Below are 22,318 nucleotides of genomic sequence, written 5' to 3' on the forward strand. Positions count from 1 at the left end.
GACCCGGATCAGGCTTCCGGGCCACTTCTAATATGCCTGAGCGAGAGTCCGCCGAGCTCTTATCCGGCACGCCGCGAGCGTGGGGATCGGCTCGGTCCTTTGCTCGTTCACCGTTCAGGAAGTCCCGCCTTACGCAGACCCTCAGCGATGCGCTGAAATTCGGCAAGGAAAACGACGTTATCGGACCACTCAGACCCATCCTGCAACCAAAGGGCAACGGTATAGTTGGGCATGAGCCGACGAAGCTCGCCGACGGCGGCAAGAGCTTCGGGCTCATGTCCCGTCCATGCGTTAGCGGCGGCGAGATCTGCGTAGGCAATCCAAAAGGGATTCACTGTGATGGAGCGGCTGCACCAGTCTATCGCTTCATCATATTGAGCGAGATGGCTGTGCGCATGACAGGCGTAGAAGTACCACGTGCTTAGGAGCGGATCGCGGGGGCTGAGCTGGATGGCCATTTGGAGTGGGGCAAATGCCTCCGCAGATCGGCCAACACGTATCTTGGCAGCGCCCAGCGCGCCATGAGCCGGGGCGAGACTAGGGTTTATCCCGATTGCCGCCATATACTCGCTGACAGCAGCGTCGAGATTCCTGCCCTTGGCCCGTTGGATCTCGCCCTTTACAAAATGTGCCATTGCGTCGCTGGGAAACTGGGACAGAACCTGATCCACCGTTTTCTCAGCGCGCCGCAACTTACCGGCGGCTGCATCGGTCCAACGATAATTGACTTGTATTGCCAAAGTGTCTGCCAACCCCACGAGGGCCTTGGGGTAGCCGGGGTCGATCTGCAGTGCGCGCTCGAAGAGGGCACCCGACTCGGCTACCTGTTCGCGCGAATAGGGACGATTGAGCACGGCCAGGCCCTGCATTGTAAGATCGACCGCGTCGGGATTGTTGGGCCGCGCAACCTCCGCGTCGCGGCTTTCGTGGTTAGTCAGCTCGAGATCAAGCCGCCGCGCCAATCCACCCGTGATGACATCCTGAAGCTGCAACGATTTGGACCACTCACCGTCGACGCTCTCCGACCAGATCTGTGCGCCGGTTCGCGTATCGATCAGCCGGGCGTTGATCCGGACAATCGACTCCGTTCGGCGCAAGCTACCGTCGAGGATATAGCGGACGCCGAGTTCGCGGCGAACGCGCTTTGGGTCAACGTTCTTATAGGCACGGGCTGTACTCGGCGCGATCACGAAGCTGTCCTCGATCCGCGAGAGATCGGAGCTTAGATCGTCAGCAACACCTTCCGCAAAGTACTCCTGCTCGGGTTCGTTGCTCAAATTCGTGAATGGCAGCACGACAATCGATAGACGATGCTTCACCAGTTGTGGCTCATTCCACCGCATGTACCAGTAACCAAGTCCGCCGCCAGCCATGAGCAGGAGAAGGGCCATTGTAAGACCCATCCGAGCTCGCCGGCTATGCGCAGGCCACTGGACAAACGGAAAGCCCGAAATGACCGGCAGCGTATCGGAGAGCTGCGAAGCATAGGCTCGGACTGGGAGAGCGATATTTTTGAGGTTCTGCTCGCCCAGATCGGCGAACTCGACCCCGACCTTGCCACGGACTTGATCGTAGGCGGCGGAAGATATGCAGATGCCGCCGGCCTTCGCGATGCCTTCAAGCCGCGCCGCGACATTCACACCATCGCCAAAGATGTCGTTCGGCTCGACGATCACATCGCCGATATTAATTCCCACGCGGAAGACTATGCGCTTGGCTTCTGGATCATCGATTGTCAGTTCCTTGACGCGGGTCTGAAATTGTACCGCAGCCCGAACCGCCTCGACCGCGCTCGGAAATTCCGCCAAGAAGCCATCGCCGGTGTTCTTGACGATGCGGCCATCATGTTCGGCAACTGCCGGGGCGACTGCGTCCGTCAAAAGCGCAGTCAGTTTGGCATGCGTTGCCTCTTCGTCATTGTGCATGAGCCGCGAATAGCCGGCCACGTCGGCGGCCAATATCGCCGACAGCCTGCGCGCGATCCGGGCTGGCCGCTCCTGCACCATCGCCGGCTCTCCAAGCCGCTCATTGTTACGACGGATGCGTGACAGTGCCAACCGTGCGATGTCCCAGAGCGCTCGCCATCGCTAAAACGTTAGCTGCCCTGACCGATTGTTCAGTGGACGCCCCTATATCGCCGATTGGCCCGAAGGAAGATCGCGATGGCGCCTCGTCAGCAGCCGAGGCCAGACCGGACGTGGTGCTGACGCGGCCAAATCGACGCGAATGACCCGGACTTTGGCTTGCCTGAGGATGCGACGCGCCCAACTCTTATTTAAACTCAGAGGGAGAGAAGGATGCTAGCGAACGCGAATGTGGCCACCCGTCTTCCAGCCAAGGACCTAGATCGGGCGCGGGCGTTCTATTCCGAAAAACTCGGGCTCGACCCTGTCGAACAACGCGAAGGTGGACTGCGCTACATCTGCGCAAGTGGCGAGTTTGCGATATTCATGTCGGCCGGAGTGCAATCCGGCACGCACACGCAGATGGGCTGGGAAGTTGAGGATATCGAGGCAACGGTGTGCGAGCTTCGCGCGCGGGGAGTCAAGTTCGAGGAATATGACCTGCCCGGTCTGAAGACCGTTGAGGGGATCGCCGAGATAGCCGGGAATTACGCCAGCAAGGGTATCGGTGAGCGAGGCGCGTGGTTCCGCGACAGCGAAGGCAATCTTCTTGGAATCGGGCAGCCGGTCCGGTCCTGATGGGGGGGATCGCACATGTTGTCGGCGTGCATCGCCACCCTGGCAGCCGTGACGCAAAGGCCACGCGGGTTTGGTCCATCAGCGAAGCAACCCCTCGTCTAACGGAGGTCCGTTCGTTGAGGCATGGCGGACCAGATTTGCTTCTGCGTTCATCCTGCGTTTCTTCGTGAAGGCGCTGTTCATAATGGAACGACGATTTTCTGCATTGGTCCCCGCTCATTGTCACGAAACCAATCTCCGGCCCGATCGTTGGCCCAATGCTCCGTCACTTGCGAGAGGAGTGCCAAATGAAGCGAACGATCCTCGCGCTCGCCGCAGTGGCTGCTCTAGCTGCGGGAGCGGTAACAACAGCAAACGCTGTTGAGTTTGGCATCGGTCCCGGCGGCGTCTATGTCGGCCCGGACCGATACTACCGTGACTACGGTAACGATTACTACGGCGCTTGCCGCACCATCGTCGAACACCGGATCAACCGGTTCGGTGAGGATGTTGTGGTTCGCCGCCGCATCTGCGACTGACCGCAGTGAGTAACGGTCTGGGCCCCGACGCGTCCAGTACGTCGGGGCCCTTATTGTTTCGGCCCTCAGCTCTGCGAGAGAACAAGGCCGTCAGGTTTGGCCGCGCGGTGAGCGGTGGGGTTCAGCCGCGCACGTGCGCCATGATTATGCCAGCGCGCTAGGCTGCGTGCCGCATGCGTTCGACACTCTGGGTTATATGGTTTCCGGCATCGTCAGCCACCTTCAGAGACATGTCCGCCATCCGGCGGCTGGTATCCAAGGCGCTACTGATCGTGTCGCGCATCAGATCAGTCTGCACGGCCGCCAAATCGTGAGGAGTTCGGCAGCGCCAGAGTTCATTCATGCGATCCATGGTCCGATCGATCTGCTGTCGAACGAAATCGAAGTACTCGCGCGACATGCCGTTCATTCCTTTGGCGACTGCGGTCGTAGAGTACATGATGGCTTCGGCGTTGCGGACCGAGCGTTCCGTTGCCCGCTGCGCTTCATTGCCCGTCAAACCGAACGTGAGACCAAGCTGATCAGTCGAGCGGCCCATCATCGCGGTGGCCATGTCGACGCCGAAACGCCACGTGTTTTGCAGCATCTCGGCATTTTGTTGCAGTAGATGGCTGCTGGCTTGGGCGACCTCTTCGCCGGCCTCAGCAGTAGCTAGGCCGATCCGTCTGGTCTGCTCCGCGGTCCTCTCGGCGGCGCGGCGGATTGTGTCCTCAGGGCTTTGGGTAGACTTTTCCTCCTGGCGTGGATTGGCCATTAGTTGCTCCATCGTTGTTGTTGGTGAGGTCGGATCCTATGCCCTCCGTCACAGGTGCGATCCTACGCGAGCAAACGTGGGCATTTCTGGACCGTTCCGGGGCGAGCGAATTTTAATCAATCCTCCGCCATTGCGCGCAGGAACGAGCGGTTCAACTTCCCTGAGGGCACCGGTGGCCACGGCGGGACCCGGACTCACCGACAAGCGCCATTTCTACTTCAATTCGCCGGCGACGGCGGTCACCTGCGGCGCACAGGCGCAGCGGCCGGCCGCAATTCCATTCTCGATATGCCTGCTGCGATGTTCATACCTGTTTGCGCCTGGACGGATACCGGCTGCAAGGCGATCGTGCGATCCGAGCCGCCCACCAGGAGGTTGGCGCCAACTCCGGCACCAACTGTGCCGCCGGCAGTCGCGCCCGCATAGGTTCCGGCCAACGCGGCGTGGCGAACCGCGGTCGGAGCATAAACGGCCCAAACGAGCTGACCGCCGGACGTGGCTCCTATATCGAGACCAAGCGTGCTGACGGTGCCTTCGTAAGCCTCGCGCGCCCTGCCTCTCGCCGATGCATAGATGCAGCTCAACTGCCGTTGTCCAGCAACAATCATGCCGACTCCGGGCGATATGTTGCACGTAAGTGTGCCGACTCTCGGTCGTCCGGCCTCCTGCGCCGTTGCCGGAACCGTGGCGAGCACGAGAGCCAGGGCCGCGCACGCTGTCGCCAAATTGGTCAGCCTTGTTTCGTTCAGCGTTGTCCCAATCATGAGGGTCTCCATCGAGCGTATTCGATGGTCCTTCAATGCGCGCTGAGCCCGCGATGTTCCCGTTGGTGGCACACGTCGAAGACGTGCGAGTGAGCCCAATGCGGGGAAATATTGAGTGACCGAGCGTCCTCAAACGGCTCTTGCTCTGCGGCCCACTTTGGCACGCCGTCTTCGGCCGATTGTTCTCGCTTCTGCGTTTCGGAGCCTGCTTCGAAGCGTCTCCACTTCTCGAAGCCCCGCCACAATCGCTTGCACACGCTCGCGCAGGACAGCGCAAGTATAAACCTGACCAGTACTGGACATCGCTGCCTCAGAATATGATTTGAACCAAGAAGTCGACGAAAAGACCAAGGAAGTGAATATTCGCTAGGCCGAAGTCAGTGGACTAAAGCTGCAGTCGCCAGATGCTCCCAGTACTCAGCCTCTGCGAGCAGTTTCCAGCTTCTGTCAGGATGAAGTGCGGCAGTCTGCCGGCAAAGTGACGCCATTGCGCGAAAGCGGCGGGCAGCTTCCATTCCAAACCTCCCATGTTTTCCCCAACATATTTTTGTATTTTATGATGGAGTCATCATGATTATCGGAAATAACTAAATTTGTCGTTTGTTGGCAGTTAATTAGGTTCCGGCGGCGCGCCTGCGTGAAATGAATTTCGCTTTTGGCTTCACATTAGTTTCGAATGCTTCGGTGCTCGGTCGTGTTGCGCGCCGATTGCGCATCTCCGCACAATCGACGCGCTAGGCGAGCTGATCATCTCCGCTCCCAACCATGAGATCGCAATGATGCAGACCGTCGAGGTCCACAAGCCCTAAGCTGCGGGGTGGAAACGACCGAATTGGCACCGGTAGGGCTGATCCGGGCCCCGCCGGGCTTCCCCTGACGGCTCGCATGGCCTATGACGCTGCAACGCAAAAATCCCCCAAATGACCTCATGATCCGCCTCGACAACGTCAGCAAGCAAGCCGGCCACCAGATCCTGTTCATCGAAGCCTCCGCCGCCCTCAACAAGGGCGAGAAGATTGGCCTTGTCGGTCCGAACGGCGCCGGCAAGACCACATTGTTCCGGATGATCGCCGGAGAGGAACTGCCCGACGAAGGCCAGGTCTCGACCGACCGCGGCATCACCATCGGCTATTTCAACCAGGACGTCGGCGAGATGAGCGGCCGCAGCGCCGTGGCCGAGGTGATGAATGGCGCGGGTCCCGTCAGCGAGGTCGCAGCCGAGCTGCGCGAGCTCGAGGCCGCGATGGCCGATCCTGACAAGGCCGACGCGATGGACGAGATCATCGCCCGCTATGGCGAGGTGCAGCATCGCTTCGAGGAACTCGACGGCTACGCGCTCGACGGCCGTGCGCGCGAAGCGCTGTCCGGCCTCGGCTTCAGCCAGGAGATGATGGACGGCGACGTCGGCAAGCTCTCCGGCGGCTGGAAGATGCGCGTGGCGCTGGCCCGCATCCTCCTGATGCGCCCCGACGTCATGCTGCTCGACGAGCCGAGCAACCATCTCGATCTCGAAAGCCTGATCTGGCTGGAAAAATTCCTGCGCGATTACGAAGGCACGTTGCTGATGACCTCGCATGACCGCGAGTTCATCAACCGCGTGATCTCCAAAGTGATCGAGATCGATAGCGGCTCGCTCACCACCTACACCGGCGATTACGAATTCTACGAGCAGCAGCGGGCGCAGAACGAGAAGCAGCAGCAGGCCCAGTTCGAGCGCCAGCAGGCCATGCTGGCCAAGGAGATCAAATTCATCGAGCGCTTCAAGGCGCGCGCCTCGCATGCGGCCCAGGTGCAGAGCCGGGTCAAGAAGCTCGACAAGATCGAGCGGGTCGAGCCGCCGCGCCGCCGCCAGAGCGTCGCGTTCGACTTCCCGCCGGCGCCGCGCTCGGGCGAGGATGTCGTCGCGCTGAAGAATGTCCACAAGGGCTACGGCAATAAGCGCATCTATGACGGCCTCGATTTCATGATCCGCCGCCGCGAGCGCTGGTGCGTGATGGGCATCAACGGCGCCGGCAAATCGACCTTGCTCAAGCTCATTGCCGGTGCGAGCGAGCCGGACGAGGGCACGGTGGCGCTCGGGGGCAGCGTCAAGATGGGCTATTTCGCCCAGCACGCGATGGATTTGCTCGACGGCGAACGCACCGTGTTCCAGTCGCTGGAAGACGCGTTTCCGACCGCGGGGCAGGGCTCCTTGCGTGCGCTCGCCGGCTGCTTCGGCTTCTCCGGCGACGACGTCGAGAAGCGCTGCCGGGTGCTGTCGGGCGGCGAGAAGGCGCGCCTAGTGATGGCCAAGATGCTGTTCGATCCGCCGAACTTTTTGGTGCTGGACGAGCCGACCAACCATCTCGACCTCGCCACCAAGGAGATGCTGATCACGGCGCTGTCGGATTTCGAGGGCACCATGCTGTTCGTCTCGCATGACCGGCATTTCTTGGCGACGCTGTCGAACCGCGTGCTGGAGCTGACCCCGGAGGGCATCCACCAGTACGGTGGCGGGTACACGGAATATGTCGCGCGCACGGGGCAGGAGGCGCCGGGGTTGCGGTCGTAGGTGGGCGGTAGTCCGGATGGAGCGGCAGCGCAATCCGGGGTTCGTGCCACGCGAGCGGTTGCACCGTGTGGTTATTGTGCCCCGGATTGCGCTTCGCTCCATCCAGGCTACAAGAGGCCGCTTGATATCGTTCGTAGCCCGGATGGAGCGTCAGCATAATCCGGGATCACTCTCCGCGTTCACCGAAGTTGCCGTCTATCTCGCCGGTGCCGCCCCAGTCGGCGGGTAGCAAGCCAGCGCGGACGTAGCGATGGAGCGAAGAATAGGGCCAATCTGTCGGCGATGAGACAAGGCCGTGCTTGACGGGATTAAAATGGATGTAGTCGGCGCAGCGCTCGAAATCGGCGTCGTTGCGAATTGTGTGCTCCCAAAATCGCCGCTGCCATAGGGCGAACTCGCCGCGATGATTGCGGGAGATTGGGGCGCCGGAAGCTACGAGCCGGTGAGTGAACAGGCTTTTGATACGTCGCCATCTCCCGGAGAAATCAGCGTCATCGTCCGGGAGCGTCATGATGACGTGGAGGTGATCCGGCAGGATCACGATCGCGTCGATCTCGAATGGTCGTTCGACGCGCGTCATGCGGAATGCGCCGCGTAGTTTGTCGACATGGTCGATCAGCACGGATGATCGTCTATCATCCAGCGTTGCGGTGAAGAAGAAGGTCCCGGCCGGGACGAAATTGCGACGATAGCGGACCATGCGAGGAGCTTTCCCGGATTACGCTTCGCTCCATCCGGGCGACAACCAAATCGAGAGAGTTTCAATGAACTCGCTTGCTTGAAGATCTCTGCCGCTCTCGCTACCCTTTCGCAAAAAGGGAGCAAACAACCATGAAGCAACTCCGGATCGGCGACATTACCATCGATGCGGTGATCGAGCGGGAAGGGCCGTGGCGGCGGCCGCAGGATTTCTTCCCGGCCTATGACGAGGGCGCGTTCGCCCGTCATCTGCCGACGATGGAGCCGGAGGTGTTCGACGCCGCGCGCGGCATGATGGTGATCACCTACCAGACCTTCGTGGTCCGCACGCCGCGCTACACGATTTTGGTCGACACCTGCACCGGCGAGGACAAGGGCCATCCGCCGCCGTTCGATTTCCCCGGCAAGGAGCGCTGGCGCAACGAATTGTTCGCGCTCGGCATCGGCTTCGAGCAGATCGACTACGTGTTCTGCACGCATCTGCATATCGACCACACCGGCTGGAATACCACCTTGCGCGACGGGCGCTGGGTGCCGACGTTCCCGAATGCCAAATACGTCTTCCACAAGCGCGAGTACGCGGCCTGGGAGGCCGAGCACGCCAAGGGCAGCAATCCGCCGGGCACCGTGTTTCGCGACAATTGCCTGCCGATCGTCGAAGCGGGGCGGGCGCTATTGGTCGATGACGACTACGCGCTCGACGACACCGTGACGCTGACGCCGACGCCGGGGCATTCGCCCTGCCATTGCTGCGTGAACATTGTCTCGAAGGGCCAGCGCGCGGTGGTCGCGGGCGATCTCATGCATCATCAGATCCAGTGCCGCGAACCGGATTGGTCGGCGAAGCCGGATTGGGATCCGAAGCAGTCGGCGGTGTCGCGGCGAAAGTTCTTCGCGTCCGTTGCGGACACCGACACGTTGATCCTGCCGGTGCATTTTCCGGCGCCGACGGCCGGACTGATCAAGCCACTCGGCGACGCGTTCGATTATCGCTTCAAGCGGGAGTGAAGTTTCTCTTTCGTCATGGCCGGGCTCGTCCCGGCCATCCACGATCTTTGCGACGGAAACAAGAACGTGGATGCCCGGGACAAGCCCGGGCATGACGAATTGTGCAGCAACTGTTCGCTAGAAAAGCTGCGAATTCGTAGCGCCTTACGCGCTGGTCTCGCACTTCTTCATAAAGCTGTTCTTGGCGGCGCCGGCGAGCGGCTTGCCGTCGGCGCCGACGGCCTTGGGCGCGCACGCGTCGGCCTTGCACTTCTTCAGGAACGAGGTCTTGGCGGCACCGGCCAGGGGCTTGCCGTCCTTGCCGATCGCCTTGCTCTCGCAGGTTTCTTGCGCGAAGGCCGAACCCGCTGCAAAGGTGGCAACGATCGCCGCGAGGAAAATCCGCTTCATCATGGGTGTCTCCCTAAACCAGAAATGGCAGCTGGATTGGAGCCGGGAATCGTGGCGCAATCAAGCAGGATGAGCGGGCGTAGTCGGTTCGGCCTGCCGATTTTTCGGGCGCGATCGGCAAACGCCCCACTTATTGCACTGCTCGCTGACCAGGCCGGGCGATCCTGCTAGCTTCGGACGGTTGAGATAGAGAGAGGGAGCATCGTGATGGACGCCGTGATCCCGATAGACCAGGAAGCCGCCGACCGGCATTCTCACCTGGTTCAGCCGCAAGAGATGGACTGGCAAAAGACGCGCTTTCCGGGGTGCGAAGCCAAGACACTGCTGTTCGATCGCAGCAGCGGTCTGATGACCGCCTTGATGCGCTTTGCCCCGGGATCGGTGCTGCCCGATCACGAGCATGTCGGCATCGAGCAGAGCTACGTCATCGAGGGCGCGCTCGTCGACAAGGACGGGCCGGCCAAGGGGATCGCATGCAAGGCCGGGGAATTCATCTGGCGCGAGGCGGGCAGCCGGCACGCCGCCTGGTGCCCGGACGGCGCGTTGATCCTGGCGATCTTCCAGGTGCCGAACAAGTTCTTCGAAGCCGACGGCCGTGTCGTCGATGCCGCCGGCCAGGATTGGGACGAGACCTGGGGACACACCGACGCGCAGCGGGCGCGGAGCATTTAGCCGGTCGTGTAGCCCGGATGGAGCGAAGCGCAATCCGGGGGCAGACCAACCGTATCGCTCGACCGTCCGCGTGAGACGAAACCCGGATTACGCTGCGCTCCATCCGGGCTACGGATTTGTCGCATCCCTATACGCCCCGCGCGAGCAGCGCCTTAAAGTCGGCGCGTGCACGCTGCGCTTCGGCGCGCGCGACGTCTGAGGCGTCGCCCATGCCGAAATAGCCGTGGATCAGGCCGGGGCCCTCATGGTGCTTCACGCGCACGCCGGCAGCCTCCAGTGCCCGCGCATAGGCCGCGCCTTCGTCGCGCAGCGGATCGAACCAGGCGGTGGTCACGACGGCGGGCGCGACGCCGGCGAGGGATGCTGCGCGCAGCGGTGAGACGCGCCAGTCCGAAGCATGGCCGGGATCGGCGAGATAATGGCCGCAAAACCATTCCATCACCGCGCGGGAGAGGAAGTAGCCGTCGGCATTCTCGGCGCGCGAGGGATAGCGCGCGTTCTCGCGCGCATCCGCATAGCTGCCGAGGACGTCGGTCACGGGATAGACCAGCAATTGCGCGGCGAGCTTGATGCCGGCGTCACGGCAGGCGATCGCGGTGGTCGCCGCGAGATTGCCGCCGGCGCTGTCGCCGGCAACGCCGAAGCGCTTTGCATCGCCGCCAAATTCCGCGACGCGGTCGAAGATGTCACTCACCGCGGCGAAGGCGTCCTCGAAGGCGCCGGGGAAGCGCGTCTCGGGCGGGCGGCGATAGTCGACGGAGACGACGACCGCGCCGGTCTCGATCGCGAGGTTGCGCGCCTGCCGGTCGTGGGTTTCGAGATCGCCCGCGACCCAGCCGCCGCCATGGAAGAACACCACGGTCGGTGCCGGCGTGGTGCCGACCCGATAGACGCGTGCATCGAGCGGGCCGGCGCCGCCTTTCACCTTGATATCCTGCACGCTGTCGACGAGCGGTGGCGGGATGGCGGCGCGCGAGGCAGCCAGTGCGCGCAAGGAATCGCGAGCGCTCTGTGGCGTCATGACCGCAGGATCGCGCATCGGCATGAGCGGAATGATCTCGGCGATCACAGGATCGAGCGGCGCGGCCATGACAGGTCCTCCAGGGTTCTTGGTCTTGCTTGCGGGTTAGCATAGATTTTGCGCGCCGCATCGGCAACCGGCGGTTCTAGCGCAACGCCGGACGAAATGGGCAGGGAGGTCTTGAGGTGGAATTCGAAACGCTGGTCCAGTCGCGCCGCAGCGTGCGCGGCTTCAGGAACGAGCCGGTGCCGCGCGCAGTGATCGAGGCGATCATCGAGAGCGCCAAGCGCGCGCCGTCGTCGATGAACACCCAGCCCTGGCATGTCCACGTGCTCACCGGCAGACCGCTGGAAGAGGTGCGCCGCCGCAACATGGAGGAGATGATCGCCGGCGCCAAGGTCAGGCGCGACATCGTCAGCCATGGCGAGTACCAGGGCGTGCATCGTACGCGACAGGTCGACATCGCCAAGAAGCTGTTCGGCGCGATGGGGATCGCGCGCGACGACAAGCCGATGCGCCAGGACTGGGTGCTGCGCGGCTTCCGCCAGTTCGACGCCCCGGTCTCGCTGGTCTTGACCTACGACCGCGTGCTCGATCCCGGCGCGGTCTGCCATTTCGATCTCGGCGCGCTCTGCTACGGCATCGTGCTCGCGGCGTGGGATCGCGGCCTCGGTTCGGTGATCAACGGACAGGGCATCATGCGCTCGGATATCGTGCGCGAGGTCGCGAAGATTCCCGAGGACGAGGTGATCATGACCTGCGTCGCGATGGGCTATCCCGACGACGGCTTTGCAGCGAATGCCGTTCGCTCGGACCGCGAACTTAACGAGGAGTTCGTGCGGTACGTGGGTTTTGCCGATTAGCACGACAAAGAGGAGATTGTTCTCTGGCGAAATTTTTTTTGGTGCGGAGTCGCTGGCAAGCTCTTGCAATCTCGAAGGGGCGGGAGGAACAATATGCTGACTGAGAGGTTTGTTGCTGGCGCGAGGGAATTGAGATGCGGCGGCTGGCTAGCCTGGTTCGATGGTTCCTCGGTCCGCGAGTGCGGCGCCCGATCGATGATGATCCAAGTCTTCCTTTCACACCCGAAGAGTTCGGCCGGCTGATCCGCAGCGGCAAGCACGAGGACATGAAGCTGCTGGCTGACGGGCTGGCCTGCCGCTCCATTCCGCACCGCGCGCAATACCGCGCGACGCACTAGCCGGTTTTGCGGCGCCGTCGCTGCGCTCACCTCGTGAGCGCGACCGGTTTGAACGCGGTCACCAGCGCCTTCTCCAGCTTTCCGGCCATCCCGCGCAGTATGTCGTAAGCTTCCGCGCGCGGCATGGTCGGCTTGTAATGCCGGTGCTCGATGAGCGCTGCGAATATGTCGGAAATCGTGAGAATTCGCACGATGTCGCCAATGGTTTCGGCGCAGAGGGCATCCGGATACCCGCTCCCGTCGAGATATTCGTGATGATGACGCACGGCATCGAGGATCTCCGGCGAAATCCTGCCGTGACCCTTCAGAAACTCGTAGCCAGCGGCCGGGTGGGTCTCGATCACGGCGCGCTCTTCGGCATCGAGACGACCCGGCTTATCGAGGATGGCGAGCGGGATCTGCGCCTTGCCGATGTCGTGGAACATGGCCGCCGAGTAGAGGCGCTCCAGATCGGCTCTTCCGACGCCGAGGCTCAGACCGAAGTCGATGGCGACACCGGTCACGATCAGGCAGTGCTGATAGGTTCCTTCGTGATGACGCCGCACCGTCGTGAGCCATTCCGACAGACCATGCTCAGTGATGCGATCGGCAATCTGGCGGCCGGCTTCCTTGGTGCCGTCCACGTCGAGGGGTTGGTCGAGGGTGACCGCCGTGAACATCGAGGCGAACGCGGTTGCCCCGATCTCAACTGCGTCGTCAAACTGTGCAGTCTCGCCTGACGAGGCAGAGGACGGATCGGCCGGATCAGACAGCGCCAACAGCAATTTGGCCCGGCTGATCGTGCCGGGCAGGACGAGCGTCGCTCCAAGCGCATAGGCTTGCGAAACGCCGACGTGAGACGTGTCCTCGATGAGGAAGATCCGCTTCTTCGCTTTGGCCAATTTGCCGGCCCGTTTCTTGATGGCCGCGATGTTGTCGAGGTCGCGAAGCTCTGCGCGGATGACGATGGCGAACGGAACCTGCGCCAGCTTGGCCTCGGCGTCGAGCCGTTCGCCCGCGACGGCGAAACGCTCCTCGAGAATCGAGCAGACACGCGCCAGCTTGTCGGACGTGTCGGCCAGCACATGCACGAAGGGACGGGCCGCCTCGGCATCCCGGATGCCGTCACGATCGAAGGGCCTGTGCGTGGTTCGCGGGTTCTGCACGGTTTGACCTGGGATGTCGTGGGGTCCAATGTGCGGGATGAATTCTCGGCCTATTTGCTTCCGGCGGAATTCCGCGTAGCGGTTGCCGGCGCGCTCGCCGGCTTCTTCTTGCCGCCTGCGGTGACGAAGTGGAGTCCCGCGGTGGTGCCATCGATCCAGACCAGCTCGCAGCGCCGAAAGGCGAGCCCCGTCGATGACAGCACCATGAAGAATTCCTTGGCCTGGAGCACGTCCAGCGTACCCTCGACCTCGACCTTCGCACCTGTCTGCGATACGTCGAGCAGAACACAGCTGCGCCGCCAAGTGCCGTCTGAGCCCATCAGGTTGACGGGCTGCCGGTGGTCCATCCGAACGCGCCCCGCCTTGCGGCCATCGAATCTCATTGCTTGTCCCCCAATCTTGCGCTGCGATGTGCCCTATCGCTTGTCTTGGCGTTTGCGGTGATTTCCCCCCAGCGCACCGTCCATTGGCTGGTCGACAGAAGCAGCGCGTCGAAGATCCGTTGCGCGCGTTCGCGCTCGGCAAAGGAAAGCCGTCGACCACTGCGGTTGCTCAGGATGGCCAGCGTGGTCTGCCAATTCAGCCGCGAAGCGCGGCAGGCCATGACCAGACCCTCGCAATCCTCATCGGCCATGACGTGCTCGATGATGTCGAGCGGCGCCCCTGAAAGCACCGACAGCGCCGTGAACAGATTGGCGGTCTCGCCGCGAATCGCGAAGCGGTTGACGGTGGAATCGTTGAGCTTGCCGACGCGGTTGAGGGCGACGATCTCCGGCCTCGCGCTCGCATAGGCCGCCTGGCAGGGCAGCTTGGGCGGTGCCAAGGTGGCAGTTGCGCTCGATGTCGCGTTGTGCGGCGGCGTTGATGAGGCGTTGAGCTTCGCCGGCCTTTCCTGGCCGTTTGAGGCGGACAGCAGTTTCCGCACGATGAGCTCGGGCGTATCTGGCCTGAGCGCGAGCGCCTTCGTGATCTCGTCGTCCTGCCCGGCTCGGGCGATCAGCGTGGAATAGGCGGCCTCCGAGAGCTTGGCCCCGGGATTACCGATCAACGCAAGGTGGACGGCGCGGCCTCCGCTCTTGATCAGCGCCTCGGTCAGCGGCGGCTCGACGCGCTCGCGGGCGGCGATGGCGCATCGTTGCCATTCGCCGCCCGAGGCGGCGATCGTCTCGAGATCGACCCTGGAGAGGGTCTTCGATTTGAGCAGGACAGGGCACGCCACGTCCGGATCGCGGTGTGCGGCAAGACGCAGCAAGGTCTTCGGCGGAGCCGCCTTGAGCTCGGCAAGCGCCGCGCCCAGTTGAATCAGGGCACTGGCATCAACCCGTTCTGCCAATCGCAGAAGAACGCCATCGACCACATTGGCAAGCAATTGCTGAGGCCGGTCACGACTGCAGGTAAGTAGCTGTATAATACCGGCGAGGATGCGACCGCAGCGTTCCAGCGGGCACGTTGCGACCGCATCTTCCAACTCGACCAGAATATCAGCAGGCGAGTTTGCCATCATGGCAGGAGCCTGAATCGAAATAACTTTGACGATTTAACGAAGACTATTGCGCCTCAAAGGTGTTAATTTTTGATTTTAGAAATTAAATGCCGGGGTATTTATGCACCGTCGAATTTTCGGAAAATGCTATCGAAATTTGGCAAGACTTGACGCCCCAGCTTGTCCTTTCACCTGGACCCTTCCCAACTGATCGCAACACATTAGGATTGATTCTTCAGGTCCGACGGGAAACAGAAGGGGGAAGCGAACCGGTACCGCTGCCGGATGCACACGTCGGTTACGACGGTGCATTTCATATTGCCATGAACAGCATTGATGACGTGCCGAGGTTGGCACCAAAGATATTCCGCTTTTCAGACGTCGACGAATTTCGGAACGCCATACGAGGCCTGGATTTCGAGTTCACGCCTTTCGTACGAAAGATTTCTGCTGAGCAGACCATTCTCTCGCTGCCCGGTTGCGACGTAAATTTGACGCGCGCATTTCCGCGCGTGGTTGACGGACAACTCGTCGAGAGTTGCACGGCGATCGGGTTCACGATGGACGACCTCGATGTCCCTATTCGGTTTAATGGCGCGCAGCGCGCGCGACCAGTCGTCGTCATTGGCAGCGGCGGAGCCGCCTACACGAGCATCGAGGAGGTGCAGCGGCAAATTGCCTCGGTGATGTTCAGGCCGGAGGTGACGGATCGCGGCTGGCCACGAGTGACCCTGAGCTTCCAGATTTTCGAAACGACCGCCGCGAGCCTCGCCCGATTGCGCGGCGTGGTTCGCGAGGTGTTGGTCGCGGCGTCAGAGCCCATCGACGAATCAGATGTGCCGTTCAAGGCAGCCGCAATGAAGGAATCCCTGCTTGCGGCTGTCGACGGCGCATTTGAGAGCGTTGTTCCCGCGCGATGGACCGCGCTGCCCAATGATGAGCGGCACTTCAAGATGTTCCAGGACATCCGCGCGCTGCTGTCCGACGATCTCTCACAGCCGATCTATAGCGAGGAGATTGCGCGCAAGCTCGGCCTGTCCGTGCGCACCATGCACGACGTCGTCCGCCGCTATCGCGGCATGAGCCTGCACCGCTATTTGCGCCTACGCCGGCTGTGGCTGGTGCGACGGCGGCTGCTCGCCGGGGCGGACAGCGTCAAGGCCGTGGCGCTCGCCTTCGGCTTCTGGCATCTCAGCGATTTTTCCCGAAGCTACCGTGACCAGTTCGGCGAGACGCCATCGCAAACGCTGGAGCGCGGACGCGGGCGATAATTTGACAAATCGAGTAGGGCCGAACGCCGGTTTCGTGCTACCGTTCGACCATGAGCAATCGCATTCTCGTCCTCTACGGTTCCTACCGTTCCGACCGCATGGGCATCCGCCTTGCGAATTTCGTCATCAATCGTCTGCGCAGCCGCGGCGAGGACGTCGAATTCATCGACGCCAAGGCAATCGGTCTGCCGATGCTCGACCGCATGTACAAGGAATATCCCGAGGGCTCGGCGCCCGAGGCGCTCGAGAAGCTGGCCGGACAGATCCGCGGCGCCGACGGATTTGTTTTTGTCACCGGCGAGTACAATTGGGGCATCCAGCCCGGCCTGAAGAACCTCACCGACCATTTCCTCGAAGAGTGGTTCTGGCGTCCGGCCGCGATCGCGAGCTATTCCGCCGGCCGTCTGTCCGGCGCGCGCGCCGCGACGGCCTGGCACGGCACGCTGTCGGAAATGGGCATGGTGGTGGTGTCGAGCACCATCGGTGTCGGCCCGATCGCGCAGACGCTGTCGGCCGACGGCGAGCCGGTCGGCGAGGGCGGCAAGGCGCTGGAGCGCTCGTTCCCGCGCTTTGCCGATGATCTTGCGTGGTGGATCGAGGCGGCGAAAGCACAGCGCGCGCGCAAGCCGCCGCCTTATTGAGACGGTGAGTCCCGTAGCCCGGGTGGAGCGAAGCGCAATCCGGGAAATCGCACGTCAACGGCACCGCCCCGGATTTCGCTTTCGCTCCATCCGGGCTACGAATCCGCGCGCTTACGCGGCCCTGACCTCGCCGAGGAAGCGGTCGAACTGGCCGGCGAGATCGCGCGACTGGGTTGAGAGCTGCTCGGCGGCGCCCAGCACCTCCCTGGCGGCAGCTCCCGTGTCGTCGGCGGCGCGTTGCACGCCGGAGATGTTGCTGTTGACCTCCTGGGTGCCGCGCGCGGCTTCCTGGACGCTGCGGGCGATCTCCTTGGTCGCTGAGCCCTGTTCCTCGATCGCAGCCGCGATCGCGGCGCCGATCTGGTCGATCTCGGCGATGACGTCGGCGACGTTGCGGATCGCGGCCACGGTCTCGTCGCTCGCGGACTGGATCGCCGTGATCTGCTCGGAGATTTCCGTCGTGGCCTTGGCGGTCTGGCCGGCCAGTGACTTCACTTCGGAAGCAACCACCGCAAAGCCGCGGCCGGCATCGCCCGCACGGGCGGCCTCGATGGTCGCGTTCAGTGCGAGCAGGTTGGTCTGCTCGGCGATGCTCTGGATCAGCGTGACGACGTCGCCGATCTTCTGCGCGCCCTCGGCGAGCGCGCGCGCGGTATCGCCGGTGCGGCGAGCATTGTCGACGGCGCGGGCGGCAATCTCGGTGGATTGCGCGACCTGACGGCCGATCTCCGAGATCGATGAGGTCAGCTCCTCGGTGGCGCTGGCAACCGTCTGCACGTTGGTCGAGGTCTGTTCGGAGGCGGCGGCGACGATGGCGGCCTGGCTGTTGGTCTGGGCCGCCGTCGACGTCATCGACTGCGCCGTGCTTTCCATTGTGGAGGAGGCGCTCGAGAGGCCGCCGACGAGCTCGGTGACCTTGGCCTCGAAGGCGCGGGTGAGGTCGTCGAGCGCCTGGGCGCGGCGCATCTTGCCGTCGTTCTCGGCCTGCTTCTCGGCCGCAAGCCGGTCGGCCCGGATCATGTTGTCCTTGAACACCTGGACGGCGGCGGCCATCGCCCCGATCTCGTCGGAGCGCTCGGCGCCGGGGATACCTTCTGCAACTTCGCCGTCGGCGAGCCGCGACATCCGCGTCGTCAGGCTGACGATCGGCGCGCAGACGCGGCGGCGCACGGTCACGATGAGGCCGGCGCTCGCGATCAGCACGGCGGCAAGGCCTGCAAGCGCGATGGTGAAGCTGGTGCGCGCGCCCGAAGACGCGCCGGCGAGGATCTCTTCGGCGTTGTCGTAGAAGGCGTCGCGGACGCCGATGATGGTGCCGAGGCCGCGCTGCGTGGCAGCGTAGTAGGTGTCCATGTCGTGCTCGTACTTGCCGCTGACCGCACCGTCCTTCACCAGCTTGAGCTCGCGGCCGAACTCCTCGACATAGATCGCGTTGAACTTCTCCAGTGCAGCGGCGACGTTGGCCGGAGTCGCTGGATTGCCGCGCAATTCCTGCAGCGCCATCACGATCTGATCGTTGCGGCCCTGCGAGCGACTGATCTCGGCCTTCTCGGCGTCGGTCGCAGGCTTCTTGCCGCCGACGAGATTCTTGTGCAGGCTGGAATTGAAGCCGCCGACGTCGCGCAGCGTCATCGCGATGTTGGCGTAGCTGGCCTGCCGGTAGGCGTCGCCGTTGAGAATCGCCATGCGGCGGACCTGCTCGTTGAGCAGCGCGGTCACGCCGCCGTTGAGCACGGCATTGTCGGCGACGATCTTCTTGGCGGCATCCTTGCGCGCTTCTGCAGGCCCCGCGAGCGCCTTGTCGATGGCCTCGCGCAGGGCGGTGAATTTCGCATTGATGCCGTCGATGTTGCTGCCGATCGTGCTGCCGTCGTCGAAGGAGCCGGGCAGTTCCTTGCGCAGCGCGTTCATCCTGTCGCGGGCGCCGTTGGTCTGCTTGCGCAGCTTGTCCTGCTCGGCGAGCAGCGCAGGATCGATCGTGGCGGGGCCGTAGAGGATGTTGGTGGAAAAGCCGCGCTCGGGATTGAGATAGCGCGGGATGTCGCTGGCAGCGCGAACGATCGCCAGGCGGCCTTGCGCCTCGCTGATCCGCTCCATCGTCTGATATTTCGTCACGGCAACGTAGACGGCGAGGCCGCCGCCGACGGTCGAGAGCGAGACGATGGCGGTGGTCAGGAGCGTACCGATTTTCATGATCTGTCCGGCAATTGGCGCGGGAGAATTATTGTGCGCGAAAGATAGGCAGGCGATGTTAATCCCGGGTTTACGCTGGTGGCCGCGCAACTCAGCCGGATGCCCGGTCGAGCTTGGCGAGGATTTCCAGCGTGGCGCCGTCGCGTTCGCCCGCGAAATATCGGGCGATCGCCTGATCGAAGACGGGCTCACGGGACACCGCACCGAACAGTGTCATCGACGAGCGGAATTTCGCATCATCCGGCGCGCCCAGGATCGCGTTGATGGTCCGCCCCTGAACGGCGAGCACGAGCCTCGTGCATTCGATCAGGCGCACCCCGAGGACGGGATGGGCCAGGTAGGCTTCGGCCTCCGCACGGGAGCCGATGGCGTAGCGCTGCGACATGGCGCTGAAGCCGAGGCCCGCGACCTGCGGGAAGATGAACCACATCCAGTGAGTCTGCTTCCGGCCCCGGGCCAACTCGCCCTGGACGTCGCGATAGACCGGGTCCTGGGCCCGGACAAAGCGGTTGAGATCGAACGGATCGGTCATTGGATACCTCAGGAAGCCGTACCGGACCCCTTGCCGGCCGCGATTATGCCTAACTTTTGGCTCCCAATGTGGTAGCTGGTATAGAGTCTCCGGGTGGGGGTTGGGCGCCCCCGGGGGTCGATTTGGGGATCTGATGGTTTCCGACGCAGCACATGCCGAGAGGCTGTTGTCGCGCCGCCGTGTCGGGCGAGCCGAAAAGATATTGCTGTCTCTGGCAGCGATCGCGCTGGCGCTTGGCGCTGCCGCGTGGGTTGCGGATATGGGCGATTCGACCCCGCTGGTCTCCGCCGCGTTGCCGCCGGCCAATGCCCCTTCATTCGAGGACCGTTTCGCTTCGGCCTCCGGCAATCCGCCGGCCCGCGAACTCGGCCTGCGGACGCTGGAGCGCTCCGCCCTGAACGCGGTCCAGCTCAAGCTTCGCGATGCCAAGGCCATGCTCGCCGAGAAGCTCCAGGGCGATGACTGGCGCTCGACCCTGACCGAGGACGACCAGCCCCCGGCCGAGGAGGCGAGGCCCTCGCAGCGCGCCGACGCCGTCCCGATGCCGCGCTCGCGCCCGGTCCAGGCCGATCTCGCCTCCCAGATCGCATCCAGCCAAGCGTATGCCGACACCAGCCCCCGGGTCGATAACCGCAATTTCTTCGAAAAATTCACCGACAAGATCAAGCTGGCCTCGCTGACGCCCGACAGCGGGTTGTTCAACAAGGCGCCCGATCTTTCGGCCCTCGGCTACGATTCGCGGACGGCGGTCTATGACATCTCGGCCAAGGCGGTTTACCTGCCGGGCGGCGTGGCGCTCGAGGCCCATTCCGGCTTCGGCCCGATGATGGACAATCCCGATCATGTCGACCGGCGGATGGTCGGTGCGACGCCGCCGGCTACTTACGAGCTGAAGCCGCGCGAAAAGCTGTTCCACGGCGTTCGGGCGCTGCGCATGACTCCGGTCGAAGGCACCAGCGCGCTCGGCCGCGTCGGCCTGCTCACCCACAATTACATGCTCGGACCGCGCGGCGATTCCAACGGTTGCGTCTCGATCAAGGACTATGACCGTTTCATCAAGGCCTACGACAATGGCGAGTTCAACCGTCTGGTCGTGGTGCCGAATCTGCGCGGGTCTGCGACCGCCTCGCAGCGCGCGAGCACCGATTCCTGATCTTTGCCTGCCGCGGCGGGGCTGCCGTTTCCCCTTCGTTAAATCGTCCTCGTCCAGAAGCAGCCCATGAGTGATCCATCAAGTTCCGAGACCCCGCTGCGTACGACGTTCAAGATCAAGCTGAACGGTGACACGCTGGCGATTGCGACCGTCGGCCAGGCCTATCAGTTCCTGACCAACTTCAAGTCGGTGGAATGGATGGAATTCCGCTCCCTGCATGAGGACGCCGTTGAGGCGCTGGAGGGCGCTGCCGGTAACGCCATGCTCGCAGTGCAAGCAACCAACGCCGTGCGTGCGCTGTTCGTCAGCGCGAAGCTGCTCTAGCGACAGCTTCGTAGCCCGGATGGAGCGAAAGCGTAATCCGGGTCGTGCGCGTCAGTGGCACCTTCCCGGATTGCGCTGCGCTCCATCCAGGCTACAGACCTTTTCTTGAACTCCGCTATAGGAACGGGCAAACGGTCCGCGACGACCGTCGCCAGAAGCCCAATATGTTTGAAAACTGACTTCAAGGGAGAGACCCCATCATGAAACGCCGTACATTTCTCAAGGGCGGCGCGGTCGCCGGCGCGACGACGCTGGTTGCGGCCCCTGCGATCGCGCAAGGCGCGCCCGAGATCAAATGGCGCCTGACCTCGAGCTTCCCCAAATCGCTCGACACCATCTACGGTACGGCGCAGACGTTTGCGAAATACGTCGCGGAAGCCACCGACAACAAATTCCAGATCCAAACCTTCGCGGCCGGCGAGCTCGTGCCCGGCCTGCAGGCACTCGATGCCGTCAGCACTGCCTCGGTGGAGATGGCGCAGACGCCGCTCTATTTCTACATCGGCAAGGAGCCGGCGCTGGCCTATGCCACCGGCGCGCCCTTTGGCATGAACCATCGCCATCAGGAGTCGTGGTGGCACTTCGGCGGCGGCGCCGGCCTCACCAACGAAGCGCTCAAGCCTTTCAAGGCGCACGCCATCCTCTGCGGCAATTCCGGCACCCAGATGGGCGGCTGGTTCCGCAAGGAGATCAAGTCCGTCGACGACCTCAAAGGCCTCAAATTCCGCATCGCCGGCATGGGCGGCCACGTGCTGGCGCGGCTCGGCGTCGTGCCGCAGCAGATCGCCGGCGGCGATGTGTATCCCGCGCTCGAGAAGGGCACGATCGATGCTGCCGAATTCGTCGGTCCCTATGACGACGAGAAGCTCGGTTTTCAGAAGGTCGCCAAATACTATTATTTCCCGGGCTGGTGGGAAGGCGGTGCCATGCTGCACATGGTCGTCAACGACGAGAAATGGGCCTCGCTGCCCAAGCAATACCAGGCGATCGTCAACCAGGCCGCATCGGCGGCCGGCGCCTGGATGCTCGAGAAATATGACAGCGTGAATCCGGCGGCGCTGAAGCGCCTGATCGCCAATGGCGCGGAGCTGAAGGCGTTCCCGCAGCCGGTGCTGGAGGCCTGCTACAACGCGACCCAGGACCATCTGAACGAGCTCGCCGCCAAGAGCGACCTGTTCAAGCGGACCAAGGACAGCCACGACGCCTATATGAAGGAGCTGCTGTTCTACACGCAGATCGCGGAAAACTTCTACGACAACTATCTGCTCAGCAAGACGCGCAACAAGAGCTGAGCTT

General features: G+C 63.0%; 23 protein-coding genes. 12 read left to right on the plus strand and 11 right to left on the minus strand.

Translation table 11 applies throughout. The annotated features are described in order from the left end of the window. Window positions 1-107: 107 nt before the first annotated feature. Window positions 108-2,057, minus strand: a complete 1,950-nt coding sequence (locus tag AAE027_RS15790; RefSeq protein WP_370985345.1) for an adenylate/guanylate cyclase domain-containing protein — start codon at window positions 2,055-2,057, stop codon at window positions 108-110. 240 nt (window positions 2,058-2,297) lie between these two features. On the opposite strand from AAE027_RS15790, the gene AAE027_RS15795 reads away from it, so the two are divergent. Then, a complete protein-coding gene (locus tag AAE027_RS15795) occupies window positions 2,298-2,702 on the plus strand; it encodes a VOC family protein (RefSeq protein ID WP_370985344.1) in 405 nt (134 codons plus the stop codon). A gap of 287 nt (window positions 2,703-2,989) precedes the next feature. Beyond that, window positions 2,990-3,220, plus strand: a complete 231-nt coding sequence (locus tag AAE027_RS15800; protein WP_143035523.1) for a hypothetical protein — start codon at window positions 2,990-2,992, stop codon at window positions 3,218-3,220. A 157-nt stretch (window positions 3,221-3,377) separates the two neighbouring features. Here the strand turns inward: AAE027_RS15800 and AAE027_RS15805 are convergent, their stop codons facing one another. Both AAE027_RS15805 and AAE027_RS15810 read right to left on the minus strand, forming a co-directional pair. Then, window positions 3,378-3,974, minus strand: a complete 597-nt coding sequence (locus AAE027_RS15805; RefSeq protein WP_091893015.1) for a phasin family protein — start codon at window positions 3,972-3,974, stop codon at window positions 3,378-3,380. Window positions 3,975-4,213: 239 nt separating this feature from the next. Then, entirely contained in the window at window positions 4,214-4,738 is a 525-nt protein-coding gene (locus AAE027_RS15810; protein ID WP_091893017.1) for a DUF992 domain-containing protein, read from the minus strand. Window positions 4,739-5,666: 928 nt separating this feature from the next. Between AAE027_RS15810 and AAE027_RS15815 the strand changes: the two genes are divergently transcribed. Beyond that, window positions 5,667-7,289, plus strand: coding sequence for an ABC-F family ATP-binding cassette domain-containing protein (locus tag AAE027_RS15815; protein WP_091892986.1), 1,623 nt, complete (start codon window positions 5,667-5,669; stop codon window positions 7,287-7,289). Window positions 7,290-7,455: 166 nt separating this feature from the next. On the opposite strand, the gene AAE027_RS15820 is transcribed toward AAE027_RS15815, so the two are convergent. Beyond that, window positions 7,456-7,989: an REP-associated tyrosine transposase gene (locus AAE027_RS15820; RefSeq protein ID WP_370985343.1), complete on the minus strand. Its 534-nt coding sequence runs from the start codon at window positions 7,987-7,989 to the stop codon at window positions 7,456-7,458. A 131-nt stretch (window positions 7,990-8,120) separates the two neighbouring features. On the opposite strand from AAE027_RS15820, the gene AAE027_RS15825 reads away from it, so the two are divergent. Beyond that, window positions 8,121-8,996, plus strand: a complete 876-nt coding sequence (locus AAE027_RS15825; protein WP_370985342.1) for an MBL fold metallo-hydrolase — start codon at window positions 8,121-8,123, stop codon at window positions 8,994-8,996. Window positions 8,997-9,140: 144 nt separating this feature from the next. Here AAE027_RS15825 and AAE027_RS15830 read toward each other — a convergent pair whose 3' ends face one another. Beyond that, window positions 9,141-9,389 (minus strand): hypothetical protein, encoded by a 249-nt coding sequence (locus tag AAE027_RS15830; RefSeq protein WP_091892990.1) that lies wholly within the window; start codon window positions 9,387-9,389, stop codon window positions 9,141-9,143. A gap of 204 nt (window positions 9,390-9,593) precedes the next feature. Here AAE027_RS15830 and AAE027_RS15835 point away from each other — a divergent pair, with 204 nt between their 5' ends. After that, window positions 9,594-10,058 (plus strand): cupin domain-containing protein, encoded by a 465-nt coding sequence (locus AAE027_RS15835; protein ID WP_370985341.1) that lies wholly within the window; start codon window positions 9,594-9,596, stop codon window positions 10,056-10,058. A 127-nt stretch (window positions 10,059-10,185) separates the two neighbouring features. Here the strand turns inward: AAE027_RS15835 and AAE027_RS15840 are convergent, their stop codons facing one another. After that, window positions 10,186-11,148 (minus strand): alpha/beta hydrolase, encoded by a 963-nt coding sequence (locus AAE027_RS15840; protein WP_370985339.1) that lies wholly within the window; start codon window positions 11,146-11,148, stop codon window positions 10,186-10,188. Between the two features lie 116 nt (window positions 11,149-11,264). Here AAE027_RS15840 and AAE027_RS15845 point away from each other — a divergent pair, with 116 nt between their 5' ends. After that, window positions 11,265-11,942: a nitroreductase gene (locus tag AAE027_RS15845; RefSeq protein WP_091899113.1), complete on the plus strand. Its 678-nt coding sequence runs from the start codon at window positions 11,265-11,267 to the stop codon at window positions 11,940-11,942. Between the two features lie 134 nt (window positions 11,943-12,076). Next, the gene (locus tag AAE027_RS15850) at window positions 12,077-12,280 is read left to right on the plus strand and encodes a hypothetical protein (protein ID WP_370985338.1); all 204 of its coding nucleotides are present in this window, start codon (window positions 12,077-12,079) and stop codon (window positions 12,278-12,280) included. A gap of 26 nt (window positions 12,281-12,306) precedes the next feature. Here AAE027_RS15850 and AAE027_RS15855 read toward each other — a convergent pair whose 3' ends face one another. Genes AAE027_RS15855 through AAE027_RS15865 form a run of 3 tightly spaced genes read right to left on the minus strand, consistent with a single transcriptional unit; the run spans window position 12,307 to window position 14,929 of the window. Then, entirely contained in the window at window positions 12,307-13,425 is a 1,119-nt protein-coding gene (locus tag AAE027_RS15855) for an HD-GYP domain-containing protein (RefSeq protein WP_370985337.1), read from the minus strand. Window positions 13,426-13,475: 50 nt separating this feature from the next. Beyond that, window positions 13,476-13,808, minus strand: a complete 333-nt coding sequence (locus AAE027_RS15860; RefSeq protein ID WP_091899116.1) for a PilZ domain-containing protein — start codon at window positions 13,806-13,808, stop codon at window positions 13,476-13,478. Further along, complete coding sequence (locus tag AAE027_RS15865) at window positions 13,805-14,929, minus strand: DUF2336 domain-containing protein (RefSeq protein ID WP_370985336.1); 1,125 nt, start codon at window positions 14,927-14,929, stop codon at window positions 13,805-13,807. The genes AAE027_RS15860 and AAE027_RS15865 overlap by 4 nt, the downstream gene beginning before the upstream one ends. 302 nt (window positions 14,930-15,231) lie before the next feature. Between AAE027_RS15865 and AAE027_RS15870 the strand changes: the two genes are divergently transcribed. Together AAE027_RS15870 and AAE027_RS15875 are read left to right on the plus strand one after the other, a co-directional pair. Beyond that, window positions 15,232-16,179 carry an AraC family transcriptional regulator gene (locus AAE027_RS15870; RefSeq protein ID WP_370985482.1) on the plus strand — a complete coding sequence of 316 codons (948 nt, stop codon included), beginning with the start codon at window positions 15,232-15,234 and terminating at the stop codon, window positions 16,177-16,179. Between the two features lie 50 nt (window positions 16,180-16,229). Continuing rightward, window positions 16,230-16,820, plus strand: coding sequence for an NADPH-dependent FMN reductase (locus tag AAE027_RS15875; RefSeq protein WP_091899119.1), 591 nt, complete (start codon window positions 16,230-16,232; stop codon window positions 16,818-16,820). Between the two features lie 111 nt (window positions 16,821-16,931). On the opposite strand, the gene AAE027_RS15880 is transcribed toward AAE027_RS15875, so the two are convergent. Then, complete coding sequence (locus AAE027_RS15880; RefSeq protein ID WP_370985335.1) at window positions 16,932-19,013, minus strand: methyl-accepting chemotaxis protein; 2,082 nt, start codon at window positions 19,011-19,013, stop codon at window positions 16,932-16,934. A gap of 91 nt (window positions 19,014-19,104) precedes the next feature. After that, window positions 19,105-19,545 (minus strand): DUF1810 domain-containing protein, encoded by a 441-nt coding sequence (locus AAE027_RS15885; protein ID WP_370985334.1) that lies wholly within the window; start codon window positions 19,543-19,545, stop codon window positions 19,105-19,107. 202 nt (window positions 19,546-19,747) lie between these two features. On the opposite strand from AAE027_RS15885, the gene AAE027_RS15890 reads away from it, so the two are divergent. The 3 genes from AAE027_RS15890 (at window position 19,748) to AAE027_RS15900 (ending at window position 22,314) form a co-directional block, all read left to right on the plus strand. Continuing rightward, a complete protein-coding gene (locus tag AAE027_RS15890; protein ID WP_370985481.1) occupies window positions 19,748-20,698 on the plus strand; it encodes a DUF2778 domain-containing protein in 951 nt (316 codons plus the stop codon). A 66-nt stretch (window positions 20,699-20,764) separates the two neighbouring features. After that, window positions 20,765-21,022 (plus strand): hypothetical protein, encoded by a 258-nt coding sequence (locus tag AAE027_RS15895; protein ID WP_018322933.1) that lies wholly within the window; start codon window positions 20,765-20,767, stop codon window positions 21,020-21,022. 200 nt (window positions 21,023-21,222) lie between these two features. Continuing rightward, window positions 21,223-22,314, plus strand: coding sequence for a TRAP transporter substrate-binding protein (locus tag AAE027_RS15900; RefSeq protein WP_370985333.1), 1,092 nt, complete (start codon window positions 21,223-21,225; stop codon window positions 22,312-22,314). Window positions 22,315-22,318 lie beyond the last annotated feature (4 nt).

Origin of the sequence: Bradyrhizobium sp. DN3 (assembly GCF_041357655.1) — a bacterium.
GTDB lineage: Bacteria > Pseudomonadota > Alphaproteobacteria > Rhizobiales > Xanthobacteraceae > Bradyrhizobium.

Coding starts and splice junctions, on each gene's coding strand:
- AAE027_RS15885 (WP_370985334.1), bottom strand. CDS start 19,545: ATGACCGATCCGTTCGATCTCAACCGCTTTGTCCGGGCCCAGGACCCG.
- AAE027_RS15800 (WP_143035523.1), top strand. CDS start 2,990: ATGAAGCGAACGATCCTCGCGCTCGCCGCAGTGGCTGCTCTAGCTGCG.
- AAE027_RS15870 (WP_370985482.1), top strand. CDS start 15,232: ATGAACAGCATTGATGACGTGCCGAGGTTGGCACCAAAGATATTCCGC.
- AAE027_RS15850 (WP_370985338.1), top strand. CDS start 12,077: ATGCGGCGGCTGGCTAGCCTGGTTCGATGGTTCCTCGGTCCGCGAGTG.
- AAE027_RS15830 (WP_091892990.1), bottom strand. CDS start 9,389: ATGATGAAGCGGATTTTCCTCGCGGCGATCGTTGCCACCTTTGCAGCG.
- AAE027_RS15840 (WP_370985339.1), bottom strand. CDS start 11,148: ATGGCCGCGCCGCTCGATCCTGTGATCGCCGAGATCATTCCGCTCATG.
- AAE027_RS15810 (WP_091893017.1), bottom strand. CDS start 4,738: ATGATTGGGACAACGCTGAACGAAACAAGGCTGACCAATTTGGCGACA.
- AAE027_RS15875 (WP_091899119.1), top strand. CDS start 16,230: ATGAGCAATCGCATTCTCGTCCTCTACGGTTCCTACCGTTCCGACCGC.
- AAE027_RS15795 (WP_370985344.1), top strand. CDS start 2,298: ATGCTAGCGAACGCGAATGTGGCCACCCGTCTTCCAGCCAAGGACCTA.
- AAE027_RS15900 (WP_370985333.1), top strand. CDS start 21,223: ATGAAACGCCGTACATTTCTCAAGGGCGGCGCGGTCGCCGGCGCGACG.
- AAE027_RS15815 (WP_091892986.1), top strand. CDS start 5,667: ATGATCCGCCTCGACAACGTCAGCAAGCAAGCCGGCCACCAGATCCTG.
- AAE027_RS15880 (WP_370985335.1), bottom strand. CDS start 19,013: ATGAAAATCGGTACGCTCCTGACCACCGCCATCGTCTCGCTCTCGACC.
- AAE027_RS15820 (WP_370985343.1), bottom strand. CDS start 7,989: ATGGTCCGCTATCGTCGCAATTTCGTCCCGGCCGGGACCTTCTTCTTC.
- AAE027_RS15835 (WP_370985341.1), top strand. CDS start 9,594: ATGGACGCCGTGATCCCGATAGACCAGGAAGCCGCCGACCGGCATTCT.
- AAE027_RS15860 (WP_091899116.1), bottom strand. CDS start 13,808: ATGAGATTCGATGGCCGCAAGGCGGGGCGCGTTCGGATGGACCACCGG.
- AAE027_RS15865 (WP_370985336.1), bottom strand. CDS start 14,929: ATGATGGCAAACTCGCCTGCTGATATTCTGGTCGAGTTGGAAGATGCG.
- AAE027_RS15895 (WP_018322933.1), top strand. CDS start 20,765: ATGAGTGATCCATCAAGTTCCGAGACCCCGCTGCGTACGACGTTCAAG.
- AAE027_RS15825 (WP_370985342.1), top strand. CDS start 8,121: ATGAAGCAACTCCGGATCGGCGACATTACCATCGATGCGGTGATCGAG.
- AAE027_RS15805 (WP_091893015.1), bottom strand. CDS start 3,974: ATGGCCAATCCACGCCAGGAGGAAAAGTCTACCCAAAGCCCTGAGGAC.